Consider the following 15,454-nt stretch of genomic DNA (forward strand, 5'->3'; position numbering starts at 1 on the left):
TCAACACGGCGAGTTCATCACCCTAGTTCAATCCGGCGACAGATCCCCTGGAAAACCAGCGCAGGAGCGAGATCAGAAGGAGAGGGATGAGCGTGGTGATCAGGACCGCGCAGAATGCCATGGCCATGCCAAGCCCTGCCGAGCCCTGATCGAACTGCTGCCAGATGAAAACCGCGATGGTCGTGAAGCCGACCGGGGCGACGAGCAGCGAGGCAACCAGCTCCCGGGAGGCAACGGCAAACACCAGGATCATCGCGGTCACCATGCTGGGCAGGATCAGCGGCAGGACGATCCGCACGAAGGCCTTCAACGGGCCGGCTCCGCTGACCCGTCCCGCCGCTTCCAGATTGTCGCCCAGCTGATGCAGGGAGGCGGTCGCATAGCGCACCGGCTGCGGCAGCAGGATGCAGATATAGGCCAGCAGCAGGATGAAGGGCGTGTTGTAGGGTGTTACCGGCAGCCAGGGCTGGTTCCAGGCGAGGATGATGCCGACCGCAACCACCACGCCGGGCAGCGAATTCGGCGTTATCGACAGGGCGTCGAGCACGATGCGGAACCGTCCGCGGCCCTTGACGACGGAATAGGCGGTGATCGCTCCGAGCAGACTGGCCAGCAGCGCCGTCGTCGTGCCGAGCATCAGGGAATTGCCGAGTGCCGCCAGGCCGTCGCTTCCCGTTCCCAAGAGCTGTCGAAAGTTGTCCAGGCCAAGGTTTGACAGGGCCAGTCCGCCGGAGATGGTCCGCGACAGGGCGGTCGCAAGAATGGCGAGGATCGGCAGCCCGGTCGCGAGGAAGGCGACGAGGGCGAACAGAAGGGTGGCAGGCACGGTCCATACACCCAGGTTCCGCTTGTCATGAGCCTGGGGCTTGCCGCCGACAATCCGGTAATCCCGGCGGGTGAGCAGCCATCTCTGCAGCATGAAGGCAATGAGCGCCATGGAAACCAGCACCAGCGAAAGGGTCGCGGATCCGGGCAGGTCGATGGGCCATTCGGAAATCCGGTTCTCGATCCCGGTGACCAGAACCTCGAACCCGATCCGGCGCCCCAGGGCTGCCGGCGTGCCGTATTCCTCGATGGACATGGCAAAGACCAGCAGCAGGCTGGCCGCCAGGCCCGGCATGGCAAGAGGGAGGGTGATACGCCAGAAGGAGCGCCACTGCCCGGCGCCGAAGACGCGGCCGACATCGGAATATCGGGCGCCGATGGTTTCGAAGGTCCGCGACAGAACGAAATAGACCACGGAGAAGGTGTTGAGCCCCATGATCAGCATGATCCCGGTCACGGAGAACAGCAGGGACGCCATGTTGAACCCGGTGATCTGTTCCAGATATCCGCGTGGCTGCAGCGTCATGATCCAGCCGAGTGCGGCGATATAGGGGGGGATCATGAACGGAATGAGCAGCAGGGCATCCCAGATCAGGGCGAAGGGGATCCGAAAGAGCGCCCTGAGTGCGGCGATCGGGACAGCCAGCACCGCGGCGCAGAGGACCGTGCCGACGCCCAGGAGCAAGGTGTTGCCCGCCAAGCCGAACAGGTCCGGGTCCGCCAGTGTCTTGAAGAACATGGAAAAGGGAGCGGCAAGGGAGCCGCTCCCGAAGTCCGGAAATATTGCCTGAATGACAATGAAGAGGCAGGGAACCGCGACGATGACGAGCAGGCCGATGGTGGCCGTCCACTTGAGACCGGCACTCCCTTCGGCACCTGGCGCCACGGCTCCCCTGGCCATCAGTTGAAGATCTTCTTGAAGCCGGCCAGAACGTCGTCCCGTGCAGGTGCGCCTTCGGTGGACAGAAGCTTCAGATCACCGATCAGCGGGCGATCGACCTTGATGTCGGTACGCGACGGCATCAGGTTGACCTTGGCCACGGCCTGCTGGCCTTCCTCGGAAAGAACGTAGTCGAAGAACTGTTTCGCCTCGTCCTGGTTCTGTGAGGACTTCAGGATCATCATCGGGCGCGGCGCGACGACGGTGCCGCTGGCCGGAAAGATTGCCTCGATGGTTTCGCCGCCGTCCGCGGCCGTCATGGTGATATAGTCCACGCCGGCGAAAACGGCAGCCTTGGCACCCTGCAGGACCGGGTTCAGAGCGGCCTTGTTGGCGCCTGCCACGATGGCGCCGTTGTCCTTGAGACCCTGCAGGACGTCTTCCATGTCATTGGCCATGAAGGCTTCGACCAGGGTGTAGGTGCCGCCGGAAGCGGCCGGATCCGGCAGGGTGACCAGGTCCTTGTATTCGGGCTTGGCAAGGTCGGACCAGTCGGCGGGCTTCGGGGTGCCGGACTGGGTGTTCCATGCAATGATCAGGCCGGCCACGCCCTGGGCAACGGCGCCTTCCATCTTCAGGAAGTCGGGAACCGTTTTCGCATTCGGGCTGTCATAGGACAGCAGCAGACCCTTGTCCGCGAAGTCGGTTGCCGTGCCCCAGGAGGCGGAGATGACCACGTCGGCAACCGGATTGGAGGCTTCTGCTTCCAGGCGGGCCATGACCTTGCCGGTCGTGGCCTGGAAGACATTGGTCTTGATGCCGGTTTTTTCGGTGAAGCCGGCAGCCAGGTTCTTGATCAGTCCGCCGGGACCGGCGGAATAAACGGTCACATCGGCATGGGCAGCCGTGGAGGCCAGAAGGCCGAGCACGAGGGCAAGTGAGAAGCGTTTCATGAAAGTCTCCATTTAATGGACTGGTTCCCCAACCGGGAACCAGCGCAGGTCTTCGGGGGCAAAGGAAAGGTCGACACCATCGCCGGTGCGCGCGCGTCTGGGTGAAAGAAGCCGGATCACGTGATCCGTTCCGGCCAGGCGAAGGATCAGGGCATGGCCGGTGCTGCGCGCCTGGGACCGCACGACTTGCGTCCTGAGCGTCATCGGGCCGGAAGCATCCAGGCGCAGCGCCTTTTCCGGCAGCAGTACCTGTGCCTGCGAGCCGGCAATCGTTTCCGCCGGGAAGCTCAGATCCGTGCCGTTTATGGTCCAGCCGTCGGCACCACGCGTGGCCTGTAAAAGGCAGCCGAGACGCAGGAAATCGGCGACCGCGGCGGTCTTCGGGTGGTTGACCAGTTCATCGGGACTGGCCAGCTGTTCGATCCCGCCCTCGCGCATCACCGCGACATGGTTGGCGAGCGTCAGGGCTTCACCGTGATCATGGGTCACATAGACCGCGCTGAGCCTGAGCTCGGCGACCAGGTCGGCGATCTCGTCCACCATGGTTTCGCGCAATTCGCGATCGAGATTGGACAGGGGCTCGTCGAAGAGCACCAGCGGCGGCTCGGCAACGATCGCCCGGGCTATCGCCACCCGTTGCTGCTGTCCGCCGGAAAGATCCGAGGGACGGCGTTCGGCCATGGCCCCCAGCCCGACCCGGTCGAGGGCCCGGACCACGCGGTCCTTGCAGGTGCCGGCGCGCACGCCCTGCATTTCCAGCGGGAAGGCGACATTCTTTGCGACGGACATATGCGGCCACAGGGCATAGTCCTGAAAGACCATGCCCAGTCCACGCCGTTCCGGCGGCAGGGCGATCCCCGTCTGCGGTGCGGCCACCGTGGAGCCGGCAATCCGGATTTCCCCTTCATCGGGCAGGAGCAGACCGGAGATCAGGCGCAGAAGGGTGGTCTTTCCGCAGCCGGAAGGGCCGAGCAGTCCGAGGACTTCCCCCTCGGCCAGATCCACATTGATCCGGTCGAGCACGCGGTTGCCGCCAAGACTCATGGAAATGGAGTGCAGGGACAAGGCAGGGTTGCCTGAGGCGGCAGGCGGCTTGGTGATCATTAAACATCTTTGCCGGTCATGGGGTTATGCAAAATCGACCACCTTTTAGTTCGAGTTTGCGACAGTTGTGTATCGGTTGCATGTCAGTTTGATGAAGGTACGGTCCGCACCGCATTTGCCGGTGGCCGATCTGCTTCAGGCAAGCGGCCACGGCCGGTTGCTCGCGGGTGGCGTCGTATGGCGCCGCCCCTTCGGCCGGCCGCTCGGACCAGCTTGTGGCCGCGACGGCAGTTTGCCTGTCTCAGGGGGAGGGAAGAGGGCGCTCACATCCGGGGCTGTTCGGGGTGTGTGAGGGGAGGGAGGTATTAATCTGAAATTGACATGAATTCATTCGATCTATGTGGATTGTTATATGAGAGCCCGGGGGGCATGGATGAAGGCAGGGAGGACCGATGCGTCGGACCCTCAGTGCTTTCCATCCGTCCAAGGGGCTTTCACAATGACAGATACGAAGGATGTCCATCTCTATGTCGGTGGACGCTGGCGGAAAACCGAGCGCACGCAACCGATCATCAATCCGGCCAATGAGGAAGTGCTGGGGCAGGTGGCGGTTGCAAGTGTCTCCGATTTGCAGGAGGCTGTCGAAGCAGCCCGTGAAGGCTTCAGAATCTGGAGCAGAACCTCTCCCGAACATCGTGCCAATGTCATCATGAGGGCCGCTGCCCTGATGCGTGAACGGCAGGAGGAGATTGCCCGCTCGATCACGCTGGAAAACGGCAAGTCCCTGCAGGAAGCGCGACTGGAAGTGATCCGGGGCGCGGAGTTTTTCGAGTGGGATGCCGGCGAGGCCCTTCGTCTGTACGGCCGGGTCATCCCGAGCGCCCAGGGCATTCGCTATATGGTCGTTCACGAGCCGATCGGGGTCGTTGCTGCCTTCACCCCCTGGAACTTTCCCATGAGCCAGCCGGCGCGCAAGATTGCCGGGGCCCTTGCCAGTGGCTGTTCCATCATCATCAAGGCCTCGGAAGAAACGCCGACCGGCGTGGTTCATATTGCCAGGGCGTTTGAGGATGCGGGATTGCCGGCCGGCGTGCTGAACCTGGTTTTCGGCATTCCGTCGGAGATTTCGGAAACCCTGATTCCGAACCCGGAGGTCAGGATGGTTGCCTTTACCGGCTCAACGGCCGTGGGCAAGCATCTCACGGAGATCGCCGCCCGCCACATGAAGCCGGCTCTCATGGAACTTGGCGGTCATGCCCCGGTGATTGTCTGCGAAGATGCGGATCCTGTTGCTGCCGGGGTTGCCTGCGCCACGCGGAAATACCGGAATTCCGGACAGGTGTGCACCTCGCCAACCCGCTTCTTCGTACACGAGAGCATCTACGAGCCATTCGTCGAGGCGTTTCTTGGCAAAGTCAGGTCCTTGACCGTTGGCCATGGAATGGAGCCGGACACGGATATGGGACCGGTGGCAAACGACCGACGTATTGCCGCTCTGCAGGAACTGGTGGATGACGCGGTCGCAAAGGGAGCGCAGCTGCTTTGCGGGGGCCATCGGTATGAACGTCCGGGGTATTTCTTCGCACCGACGGCCCTGGGACGTGTTCCGGACGGTGCCCGCGTGCTTGCAGAAGAGCCTTTCGGCCCGCTGGCCATCATAAATCCGATCGTCTCCGTCGAGGACGGTATCGAAAGGGCCAACACCCTTCCCTTCGGCCTGGCTGCCTATGGTTTCAGCAAATCCTCTGCCAATGTGGACAAGCTGTGCCGTGGCCTGGAAGCAGGCAATGTCTCCATCAACACGCTTGAAGCCTCCCGCGCGGAAACGCCTTTCGGTGGCGTCAAGGAAAGCGGACTGGGACGGGAAGGCGGCGCGGAAGGTTTGCACCACTATGTTCAGGTGAAAAACATCTCCCATCAGATCGACTGAGACGTCAAACGCAGAGCACACGGACAGGGCGGGTGAAAACACCGCCCTTTTTCGTGTCTGGCCGCAATGACTGCCGCTGGCCGCGCTAGGCGGTCTGCATCATGTGCACAAGGGCATTCGTCAGCCGGCTGTCGTCCCTGCTCAACTCCAGCAGGATATTGAAATGGTTGCAGTTTTCTATTTCCAGAGCTCGGCCGGGGAGGCCTGCCGTTTTCCATGCTTCGTGGAAACCCAGGGACTGTCTTTTGAACCCGGGGGCGTCTCCCTCGGCCCAGGCGACCAGCACGGGCCCTGACCGGGCCGGCAGGTGACGCAAGGGGCTGAGATCGGCCACATCGGCAGCGGAAAGCGCAAGCCAGTCCTGTGCAAAGCTGGCGGCAATCGGAGCGAGTTCATAGAGCCCGCTCAGGAGAAGGACGGACTTGACCAGATCCGATGGCACCTGGAACCGGCTCTGCCAGTCCGTCGTCAGGGTCATGGCGGCCAGATGGGCCCCGGCAGAGCTGCCGCCGACATGGATCTTGCCTGCATCGAGATTGAAAGCCTTCCCCTCGTTCCAGAGAAAAGCCAGAGACTGGCGAACCTGGCGCAGGATCTCGGTCAGCCGGGTGTCGGGTGCAAGCGCGTAATCGATCGCGACCGTCGCGTAACCGGCCTTTGCCAGCGTGCCCGCCATCATGGCAGACTCGCGTTTGGACAGGGCGCGCCAGTATCCGCCATGGATGAAGACGAAGACCGGGAAAGGCCCACCCGGTTCGTCCGGCTTGAAAATGTCGAGTTTCTGACCGCTCACGGGGTCATAGACGACATCTTCATGGGCCTGGAACCCGGCGCGTGCCGCATCCGAATGGCTCAGATAGGCCTTCATTTCATCGGAAAAACCCTCTCCCACGGTCGCCCGTGCGTCGTAATCCCTGTCGAGCAGGTCGCGGGTCCATCCGCCCTCCTGGATGAGCTTGCGGGCATCTTGGCACATGGAATTTCCCTCGAAATGAGACGTCAGAGAACCAGGGGTGCGCGGCGGCTCTCGATCAGCCGCACGAGATTGAGCGCGGTCATCTCGGAAGACTTCGGATTGGAAGCCAGCGGCCGGTTCTGAATGGTGATGTCCAGCAGGCCGAATTCTCCTTCCGCATGGATTTCATGACGGTTCATGCTGGCCTGGGGATCTGCGACGAGCGCAATCCGTGTCTTGTCCATTCCAATGCCCGCAAGCGAGGAAATGACGGCAACATTGGCATTCTTGGGAAAGCCGTCAGCTGCTTCCCGAGGGCTGCCGACAAAGAAGGGGCAGGCTTGCGTCAGATTGTGCAGATCGCAGAGGTCTTCGGCCTTTGTGCCGGCCCAGGCCCGTGCCGGCTTCACGATGCGATGCTCGACCTTTGTCAGTCCCAACCGGGATGCGGCCGCCAGTGCGTCGATCCCGCCCAGGGCTCCGGGAGGCACCAGAATCTGACAGCTGTTTCGCTCCGCCAGGCGGACAAGCTCGGACAAGGCCGCTTCTTCCACGAATGCGGAGGTGGAACTGACCGCAAAGTCCATTCCGGCGGAGAGCGCGGCCCGCCCGTAGGGCAGCACACTGCCGCGCCCGGCGACTTCGACGGCCAGGGTCGCTCCGCATGTGGCAAGGGAGTCCGGTGCTGCGATCACCTTCGCCCCTTCGGGCAGGTCCGGTCGTGGGCAGGCAAGATCGCGCACGGCGACTGCAACGATCTCTGTCGGCGACTTCCGCTCCCGGAGCAGATCCGCTACCCGTTTGCCGATGGCGCCCCAGCCGATGATGCAGATTTTCTCAGATGCCGACATAGCCCTGCACCTGTTCGTAATCACGCTCGAGATCCGTGTTCGAGCCGGACCAGACCGTCCGTCCTTTCTCGATGACGAAATGATGGTCCGCCAGACGGCGCAGCACCGCGATATTCTTGTCGACCAGAAGAATGGACTGGCCTTCCCGGCGCAGGTGCCGGATCACATCCCAGATTTCGGCGCGGATTACCGGAGCAAGGCCTTCGGTGGCTTCGTCCAGGATCAGCAGCCACGGGTTGGTCATCAAGGCGCGGCCAATGGCAAGCATCTGCTGCTCGCCGCCGGACAAGGTGCCTGCGGCCTGCTGCTGGCGCTCCTGCATGCGCGGAAACAGTTTGAAGACACGCTCCAGCGTCCAGGGATCGGAGCGCTTCTGCCGGTTGGCCGCCGTTGCGACCAGGTTTTCCCGAACGGTCAGCGAGGGAAAGACCATGCGGCCCTCCGGCACGAGGCCGAGTCCGGTCCGGGCGATCTTCTCCGGAGCGAGGGCGGTGGTGTTCTTCGTGCCGATGGTAACGGTGCCGCTTTTGGGCGACAGCAGTCCCATGATCGTGCGAATGGTCGTGGTCTTGCCCATCCCGTTGCGCCCCATGAGGGTAACAAGCTCCCCCCTGGCGACCTTCAGGTTGATGTCGAACAGCACCTGGCTGTGACCGTAACCGGCCTGCAGTCCCTCGACGTTCAGCATGGGGAATCCTCGCTTCCAAGATAGGCCTCTCGGACCTCTTTGCTGCTGGAGACCTCGTCTGCTGTACCGGTCATCAACAGGCTGCCATAGACCAGCACCGATATTTCATCGGCCAGGGCGAAGACAGCTTCCATGTCGTGTTCGACGAGCAGGATGGTGACCTGGCCGCGCAGCTTTTCCAGCGCCTGGATCATGTCCTGGCTTTCCGCATGCCCGAGTCCGGCCATGGGTTCGTCCAGAAGCAGCACCTTGGGCTTGCCCACCAGCGCGACAAGCAGTTCCAGTTGCTTGCGTTCTCCGTGCGAAAGGTCATCGACCACCGTGCCGGCGCGCGCTTCCAGAGCTGTCCCGGCGAGGGTCGCGTCCGTTTCGTCCCAGATGGTCCTGACCCCGGAGATCCGGTCGAGGATCCGCAGTGTGCGGCCGCATCTTGCCTGAACGGCAATGCCCAGATTCTCGCGGACCGTGAACTCTCCAAGCAGATTGGTTACCTGAAAGGTGCGCCCCAGCCCCAGCAGGACCCGTTCTGCCGGGTGGCGCAGGGTGATGTCCTGCCCTTCCAGAAAGATCTGGCCGCTGTCGGGCGGCAAGGTGCCCGCGAGCTGGTTGATCAGGGTGGACTTGCCTGCGCCATTGGGGCCGATCAGGGCATGGATCTGACCGGTCTTGAGCGTCAGGGAGACATTGTCCGTGGCCGTCAGGCCGGCGAAGTGCTTGAAGAGATTCCTGATTTCAAGGGCGGCGGTCATTTGAACCTCGCACGAAAGGACTCGATGGCACCCGCAATGCCACCCTTGGTGCGAAGCACGACGAAGAGAAGCAGAAGACCCATGAAGAGCTGCCAATGCTCGGTCCAGCTGGCGAGGTAGTCATGCAGGACAAGGAAGGTGGCCGCCCCCCAGATGGGACCGACGAAGCTGCCGACCCCGCCGAGGATCACCATGATCATGAATTCACCGGACTTGGTCCAGGCGAGGGTGTCGGGGCTGGCGAAACGCAGGAAGACAGCCATCAGCGCTCCGGCCGCGCCGGCGCCCATTCCGGCCAGGACAAAGGCGAAGAGCTTGTAGCGGAAGGGATTGATGCCGAGCGCCACCATCCGCTTCTCGTTCTGGCGGATGCCTGCAAGGATGTTTCCGAAGGATGATCCCTTGACCCGGTGGAGCCAGAAGAAGTAGCCGACGGCGACGGCCAGGATCACGTAGTAGATCGTCGTCTTGTTTCGGAGGCTCATTCCGAAAAGCGTGTTGGCTTTCCGGATGATCAGGCCGTCGTCCCCGCCATAGCCGTTGAGGGATACGAAAAAGGCGAAGATCATCTGCGCGAACGCCAGGGTGATCATGATGAACTGGACGCCCTCGGTGCGCAGTGCCAGCAGCCCGATCAGCAGGGCGAAAAGGCCGGCGACCAGGATGGCGGCCGGAAAGGTGATCAGGAAATTATCGGTTCCGGGAATGAAGCCGAAGAGTGATGTCGAGTCGGCAAAATGGAAATAGAGGATGCCGACGGCATAGTTTCCCAGGCCGAAAAAGGCTGCGTGGCCGAAGGACACCATGCCGCCAAACCCGAGGATAAGGTTCAGGCTCGCCGCGGCGATCGCATAGATCATGATACGCGCAACGAGGCTTTGCAGGGCACGCTGGTCGAGCCAGTCGGCAACGAAAGGCAGGCAGGCCAGGGCAACGATCAGGAGAAGGGGGAGTAGCTTTCGCGGCATGACTTACCCTTTCATCGGAAACAGGCCCTTGGGCCGGATGAGAAGAACGAGCGCCATCAGCAGATAGATCCCCATGGAGGCAATGCCGAGACCCAGCGCGTCGGCATCCGGTCCATCCATGATCTGACGCAGAAATCCGGGGAGAAAGGCGCGCAGGGACGTGTCGATCACGCCAAGGGCGATCCCGGCAACGAAAGCGCCCTTTACAGAGCCCACGCCGCCGATCACCACGACGACGAATGTGGTCAGCAGGATTTGTTCGCCCATGCCGATCTGAACGGCTCCGATGGGAGCCATCATGAAACCGGCAAGTCCGGCAAGCAGGGCGCCGAGGCCGAAGACGGCCGTGTAAAGCCCCTTGATGTTGACGCCGAGCGCACGAACCATGTCGCGATGGGTGGAGCCCGCGCGGACCAGCATGCCGATGCGGGTCCGGTTGATCAGTACGTACAGTCCGAGAGCGACGAGCAGTCCGGCCAGGATGATGAGGAGCCGGAAAGGCGGATAGGGCAGGCCGGGCAGCAATTCGATCGGATCTGTGAGGGCTTCCGGCAACTGCAGGAAGATCGGCTGGCGACCGATGAGCAACACGGCAAGTTCGTTCAGGATCAGAATAAGCGAGAAAGTGGCCAGCACCTGGTCGAGGTGAGGCCGGTCATACAGCCGCTGGATCACGGTCATCTCGATGATCAGGCCGACCAGGAGGGAGGCCGCCATGGCCGCCGGCAGTCCCAGCCAGAAATTCCCGGTGGCATTGGCGACCCAGGCGCCGGCAAGCGCGCCCACCATGTAGAGAGACCCATGCGCCAGATTGATGACGCCCATGATGCCGAAGATCAGGGTCAGACCGGCCGCCATGAGGAAGAGCATGACGCCGTACAGCAGGCCGTTGAGCAGTTGTTCGAAAATGAGGGTCATTGCGCGTACCTGAGATGTTCCGATCGGCTGAAGGTGGAACAGGAGAAGAAAAGGGGCGGTCTCAACCGCCCCTTTTCAGGAACCCGCAGATCAGAGCTTGCAGTCCTTGGCGTAGACGTCGCCGTAGTTCTCGACCAGCTTGCGCACGGTCTTGGTCGTCGGCTTGCCGTCTTCACCGGCAACAACATCAAGCAGGTACCAGTCCTGAACCGGGTGCTGGTTCTGACCGAAGCTGAAGTTGCCGCGCACCGACTGGAAGTCGGCCTTGCGAAGGGCGTCCTTGAAGGCGTCCAGATCGTCGATGCCGCCGGTCTGCTTGAGGGCGGAGGCAATCGCGAGGCCGGTGTCATAGCCCTGGGTGGCGTAATAGGTCAGCGGGCGATCCGGATAGGCTTTCTTCCAGGCAGCCATCATTTCCTTGCTGGCTGCATTGTCGAAATCCGGGCTCCAGTGGGCGGTGGTCTTGAGGCCGATGGCCGCATCGCCCAGGGCGTTCAGAATGACCGCATCGCTTGAAGGCTCGGACAGAACCATCGGGATTTCCGCAAGCAGGCCCGCCTGCTGGTACTGGCGCAGGAAGGCAATGCCGAGGCCGCCCGGGTGGAACTGGAACACCACATCCGGCTTGGCCGCGCGGATCTGTGCCATCTCGGCGGAATAGTCGGTCTGATCCAGCTGGGTATAGATCTCGCCGACGATTTCACCGCCGAACATCCGTTTGAAGCCGGTGACCGCGTCCTTGCCCGCCTGGTAGTTCGGCGCAAGAACGAAGGCGTTCTTGTATCCGAGTTCCTTGGCCGCGATGCCCGATGCCTCGTGCAGGGAGTCGTTCTGCCAGGAGGTGACGAAGTAGTTGGCGTTGCAATTCTCGCCCGCGAAGGTGGACGGGGCCGCGTTCGGGCTGATGTAGATGGCATCGCTGTCGACAACATCGGGCACCACGGCGCCGGCGATATTGGAGAAGATGATGCCGGTCACCAGCTTGATGTCATCGTCGAATACGAAGCGTTCGGCGATCTGGCGGGCGTTCGCCGGCTTGCGGGCATCGTCTTCGACGACGAGTTCGACATCCACGCCGCCCAGTTTTCCGCCTTCCGCATCGATGGCGAGCTGGAGGCCGTCGCGGATGTCCTGGCCAAGATAGCCGGCAGGTCCGGACAGTGTCGTGATCATGCCGATCTCGACGGGATCCTGGGCGTGGGACGCAAGTGTCGTGCCCAGCGTCAGCGCCAAAGCCAACGCATATTTATGAATGGTCATGATGTTCCCCGATATGTCTGGTCGTTTAAGGAGGCTCTCTGCGACTTTCTGTTTCCTGCCCCGGAAGGGGCGGAGAGACGCTTCTAGAGCTTTACCCACCCTTCGGGCGCTGTTTTGCCCGGGTGGAGCGTGCCGCATTGCGGGCAGGTTCTCAGGTTCTCGTCAGCGTAGAACTTCTGGTAGATGGGCGGCAGGTCATCGACGATGGACTCCAGGTCCACTTCGTCCCGGTGCACCAGTGCCTCGCATTCAAAGCAATACCATTCGATGGCATCCAGCTCGCCTTCCGGCCGTGCCGGCTCAATGACGAGACCGATGGAGCCTTCCTGGGGGCGCTGCGGCGAATGGCGCACATGCGGAGGCAGGAGGAAGATTTCCCCTTCCCGGATCGGCACGTCGTAGAATTCCTTGCCGTCATAGAGTTTCAGGAGCATGTCGCCCTTCAACTGGTAGAAAAATTCTTCCACCGGATCATCGTGATAATCGGTGCGGCGGTTCGGTCCACCGACAACGGTGACCATCAGGTCCGCATCTTTCCAGATCTGCTGGTTGCCCACGGGTGGCTGCAGCAGGTGCTTGTGCTCGTCGATCCACTTCTGAAAATTGAAAGCGCTCAGCTTGGCCATTCTCTGTGTCCTCTGGGAAGGAATTTTGATGCTCAGGATAGGTTAAGTCCGCAGGTTTCGAAGGCTTCCCGGATTTTTATTTTTTCTTCCCCGGTCAGCTCCAGCATGGGCGCGCGAACAGGTCCACCGACCTGTCCAAGCAGTTCCTGCCAGTATTTCTGGTGGGCTGTCGGTTTTTCAGCCGGTTTGGTGGACTGGAACGCGTCGCGGACCTTGTCCAGTGACGCACTGACGGCCCTGGCTTCCGCCACCTTTCCGGCAAAGGCAAGACGGGTGTACTCGTCCATGCGCCGGTCCCTGGCCGTCTGCAGGGTGTAGGGAGGAGACGAGCAGAGATAAAGCTGCCAGTTCAGCTCCAGAATGTTGTCGAGCCATTCCTTTTCCGACGCGGTCGACACGAGGATGCGGTCTGCGGCCAGCTCGGTCAGCTTCTGGTACATCGGACGTGGCACGGAATATTTGATCGCAACGACGGTCTCGATATCGGCCAGCCGATTGCACAGTTCCGGGCTCATCAGATAGCCGCTGTCCGGATGGGACCAGAGCGCCATGCCGATGTCGACCTTGGATGCGATGGTCTCGTAATAGCGGATGAGGGTTTCGTCCTGGGCCTTCAGGAAGTGCAGGACGGGAGCGTGAACGACAATATAGTCGGCGCCGCAATCCTGGGCGTGTCTGGCCAGATCGATCACCACATCCATGTTCTGGTCCGAACAGGACATGATGGTCTGGGCCTTGCCCTGGGTGGCCTCGACCGAAAGGCTCATCATGCGTTTGCGTTCTTCCACCGACATGGAGAAGAACTCGCCCTGCTTGCCGGCGATGAACAGGCCTTCGATGCCCAGGTCGTTGACCCAATGGTCCACATTCTTTCGGAAGCCGTCTTCATCGATGGCGCCGGCGGGCGTGAACGGGGTGTTTGCAGCGGCCCAGATGCCGCGCATGGTCGCCCTGGAATAAGACTTGGCGTCTTTGCGGTCGTATTTCATTGCTGCTCCTGGTCCGCCGCCGGACAGAAAGGCCCGTTGCGGATTCCGGCCTGTCTTCCGATGGGATCGCGGCCGTCGCCGGCCGTGACCGAATATTGCTTTTCTATCAGGCTGTTCCGGCCGCTCTGGCCGGCCAAAGTCCTGTTTTGTCCGTTCCATTAAGCAGGAGATTTTTTTATTCAAGAACCTGTCGATTATGAATATATTCATACTGAAATCAGTATGGATAAGCACGTATGTGGAATCTTCGTCAGATCAAGTGTTTTCAGGCTGTGGTCGAGCTCAGCAATTTTTCCAGGGCGGCCGAGCGGTTGCGGACCAGTCAGGCGGGGGTGTCCCATGCCATCCGGGATCTGGAGGAATTGCTTGGCGTGCGTCTTTTCGACCGGACGACGCGCCGTGTCGAACTGACGGAAGCAGGGCGTATTTTCGCGGACAATGCGCTTCCCGGACTGGAGGAAATCGAAAGAGCCGTGGAGGCGGTTCGCGACCTGAGCCAGCTGCGCCTGGGGCTGGTGCGCATTGCCGCTCCGCCCCTGCTGGGCGCGACCGTGCTCCCGCGTCTGCTGCAGGAGGTCGCGAAGGTCTATCCGGATCTGAAGATCCGGATCGAAGACGTGGGAACGGATCTCATCGTGCCGCGGGTTCGCAATGGCCTGTGCGATCTGGGGGTGGGGACCTTTACCGGCGATGAGGACGGTCTGGAAAAGCAGGATATCCTGGCGGACCGGATGATGGTCTTCATGGAGGAAGGGCACCCGCTACAGGTGCATGAGGAGGTTCCCTGGAAGCTTCTCGGAGACCACAGGATCATAGCCTTGAGCCGCGAGAGCAACATTCGTGTGCTGACCGAAATTGGGTTCGAAAGCGTGGGCCTGCCCTTGCGTCCCCATCTGGATGTTCACCAGATCCATACCGCTCTGTCACTGGCGGAAAACGGGGCCGGCGTTGCCGTGCTGCCGACCTATGCCTTTGCAGCCCTGAATGGCCGACGTATCGCGGCCCGTCCGCTGACGGCACCCGATATCACGCGGCAGGTCAGCATCGTGTCGGGCCGAGAACGCACCGCATCGCCCGCCAGTGCGGCGGTGCGCCCGTTGCTGCGCAAGATCGTGCGCGAGATGGTGCCGGAAGTTCTTTGATCCGCGGCAGCCGGAATCGTCAGGTTGTCATCCATGAATCCGGGGCCCGGATTTTGATGACCGGCTCCATTGCCATCGGATCGGGCCTTGCAGAACAAACTTCCTTCTGAGAGGTGCTGTATCGGCTTTGTTATATATTCTAGTGCAATTACCCCATCTTCATGGTTATTGCACAATGGCACCAAAATGGAGTGTTGAACATTTTCTTGCCCGGCGACCAACGACACGCCAGCAATATCGAGTGACTTTGCAAATTTGTTGGGACCGTTTTGCAGCGGGACGACAAGCGAGTACCAATCGTTGGCCCTCTCTTTCATCTCCTTCGCATATCGCCGCTCAGCCAAGCGCTGTTTGAAAGCGAAAAGGTTCATCAGTGGTCGAACGGAAACCGGCATTGGCTTCTCCTGCATCTACGTATTGCTGGAGAGTATGAACACCCGCAGGGTGCGCGTCCTGGCGATGGGTCGAATAACTCCCGGCGGCAAAAAGAAAAAGAGACGCCGAAGCGCCCTCTTGATGGTGTGTTTTGCTGAACCAATCTTACAGTTTTGAACCGCGCCGGGTTTGCCGGAGGCTCCAACTCCTGAGTAGGATGGAGCACGATGAGCAAAACGACGAACAAGTTTTCCCCTGAAGTACGCGAACGAGCGGTACGCCTTGTGCTGGACAATGAAGG

15 protein-coding genes are annotated in these 15,454 nt (G+C 61.3%); 2 read left to right on the forward strand and 13 right to left on the reverse strand.

Annotation, left to right across the window (positions count from 1 at the left end; genetic code table 11):
- Window positions 1-22: 22 nt before the first annotated feature.
- From DCO57_RS20105 to DCO57_RS20115, 3 genes are read right to left on the reverse strand one after another with little or no spacing between them, the layout of a single operon-like run.
- On the reverse strand, window positions 23-1,726 hold the full coding sequence (locus tag DCO57_RS20105; RefSeq protein ID WP_116700707.1) for an iron ABC transporter permease: 1,704 nt from the start codon (window positions 1,724-1,726) through the stop codon (window positions 23-25).
- The gene (locus tag DCO57_RS20110) at window positions 1,726-2,658 is read right to left on the reverse strand and encodes an ABC transporter substrate-binding protein (protein ID WP_116700726.1); all 933 of its coding nucleotides are present in this window, start codon (window positions 2,656-2,658) and stop codon (window positions 1,726-1,728) included. Before DCO57_RS20110 ends, DCO57_RS20105 begins: the two co-directional genes overlap by 1 nt.
- A gap of 12 nt (window positions 2,659-2,670) precedes the next feature.
- Window positions 2,671-3,762 (reverse strand): ABC transporter ATP-binding protein, encoded by a 1,092-nt coding sequence (locus tag DCO57_RS20115; RefSeq protein WP_116700708.1) that lies wholly within the window; start codon window positions 3,760-3,762, stop codon window positions 2,671-2,673.
- 439 nt (window positions 3,763-4,201) lie between these two features.
- On the opposite strand from DCO57_RS20115, the gene DCO57_RS20120 reads away from it, so the two are divergent.
- Complete coding sequence (locus tag DCO57_RS20120; RefSeq protein WP_116700709.1) at window positions 4,202-5,632, forward strand: NAD-dependent succinate-semialdehyde dehydrogenase; 1,431 nt, start codon at window positions 4,202-4,204, stop codon at window positions 5,630-5,632.
- 85 nt (window positions 5,633-5,717) lie between these two features.
- On the opposite strand, the gene DCO57_RS20125 is transcribed toward DCO57_RS20120, so the two are convergent.
- The 9 genes from DCO57_RS20125 to DCO57_RS20165 all read right to left on the reverse strand — a co-directional run bounded on the left by DCO57_RS20125 (window position 5,718) and on the right by DCO57_RS20165 (window position 13,636).
- Window positions 5,718-6,608 (reverse strand): alpha/beta hydrolase, encoded by an 891-nt coding sequence (locus DCO57_RS20125; RefSeq protein WP_116700710.1) that lies wholly within the window; start codon window positions 6,606-6,608, stop codon window positions 5,718-5,720.
- A 23-nt stretch (window positions 6,609-6,631) separates the two neighbouring features.
- Entirely contained in the window at window positions 6,632-7,438 is an 807-nt protein-coding gene (locus tag DCO57_RS20130) for an aspartate dehydrogenase (RefSeq protein WP_116700711.1), read from the reverse strand.
- Window positions 7,425-8,126 carry an ABC transporter ATP-binding protein gene (locus DCO57_RS20135; protein WP_116700712.1) on the reverse strand — a complete coding sequence of 234 codons (702 nt, stop codon included), beginning with the start codon at window positions 8,124-8,126 and terminating at the stop codon, window positions 7,425-7,427. Before DCO57_RS20135 ends, DCO57_RS20130 begins: the two co-directional genes overlap by 14 nt.
- On the reverse strand, window positions 8,120-8,875 hold the full coding sequence (locus DCO57_RS20140; RefSeq protein WP_116700713.1) for an ABC transporter ATP-binding protein: 756 nt from the start codon (window positions 8,873-8,875) through the stop codon (window positions 8,120-8,122). Before DCO57_RS20140 ends, DCO57_RS20135 begins: the two co-directional genes overlap by 7 nt.
- Window positions 8,872-9,843, reverse strand: a complete 972-nt coding sequence (locus DCO57_RS20145) for a branched-chain amino acid ABC transporter permease (protein ID WP_116700714.1) — start codon at window positions 9,841-9,843, stop codon at window positions 8,872-8,874. The genes DCO57_RS20140 and DCO57_RS20145 overlap by 4 nt, the downstream gene beginning before the upstream one ends.
- 3 nt (window positions 9,844-9,846) lie before the next feature.
- Window positions 9,847-10,761, reverse strand: a complete 915-nt coding sequence (locus DCO57_RS20150; RefSeq protein ID WP_116700715.1) for a branched-chain amino acid ABC transporter permease — start codon at window positions 10,759-10,761, stop codon at window positions 9,847-9,849.
- A gap of 90 nt (window positions 10,762-10,851) precedes the next feature.
- A complete protein-coding gene (locus tag DCO57_RS20155) occupies window positions 10,852-12,021 on the reverse strand; it encodes an ABC transporter substrate-binding protein (RefSeq protein WP_116700716.1) in 1,170 nt (389 codons plus the stop codon).
- 83 nt (window positions 12,022-12,104) lie between these two features.
- Window positions 12,105-12,647, reverse strand: coding sequence for a 3-hydroxyanthranilate 3,4-dioxygenase (locus DCO57_RS20160; protein WP_116700717.1), 543 nt, complete (start codon window positions 12,645-12,647; stop codon window positions 12,105-12,107).
- 32 nt (window positions 12,648-12,679) lie between these two features.
- Window positions 12,680-13,636 carry a dihydrodipicolinate synthase family protein gene (locus DCO57_RS20165; RefSeq protein WP_116700718.1) on the reverse strand — a complete coding sequence of 319 codons (957 nt, stop codon included), beginning with the start codon at window positions 13,634-13,636 and terminating at the stop codon, window positions 12,680-12,682.
- Window positions 13,637-13,872: 236 nt separating this feature from the next.
- Here DCO57_RS20165 and DCO57_RS20170 point away from each other — a divergent pair, with 236 nt between their 5' ends.
- Window positions 13,873-14,778 carry a LysR family transcriptional regulator gene (locus DCO57_RS20170; RefSeq protein WP_116700719.1) on the forward strand — a complete coding sequence of 302 codons (906 nt, stop codon included), beginning with the start codon at window positions 13,873-13,875 and terminating at the stop codon, window positions 14,776-14,778.
- 410 nt (window positions 14,779-15,188) lie between these two features.
- Here the strand turns inward: DCO57_RS20170 and DCO57_RS23735 are convergent.
- Window positions 15,189-15,454 (reverse strand): hypothetical protein (locus DCO57_RS23735; protein ID WP_208978059.1); only part of this gene is annotated, 266 nt, incomplete at its 5' end.

The sequence above is a fragment of the Labrenzia sp. 011 genome (assembly GCF_003075075.1).
Classification (GTDB): domain Bacteria; phylum Pseudomonadota; class Alphaproteobacteria; order Rhizobiales; family Stappiaceae; genus Roseibium.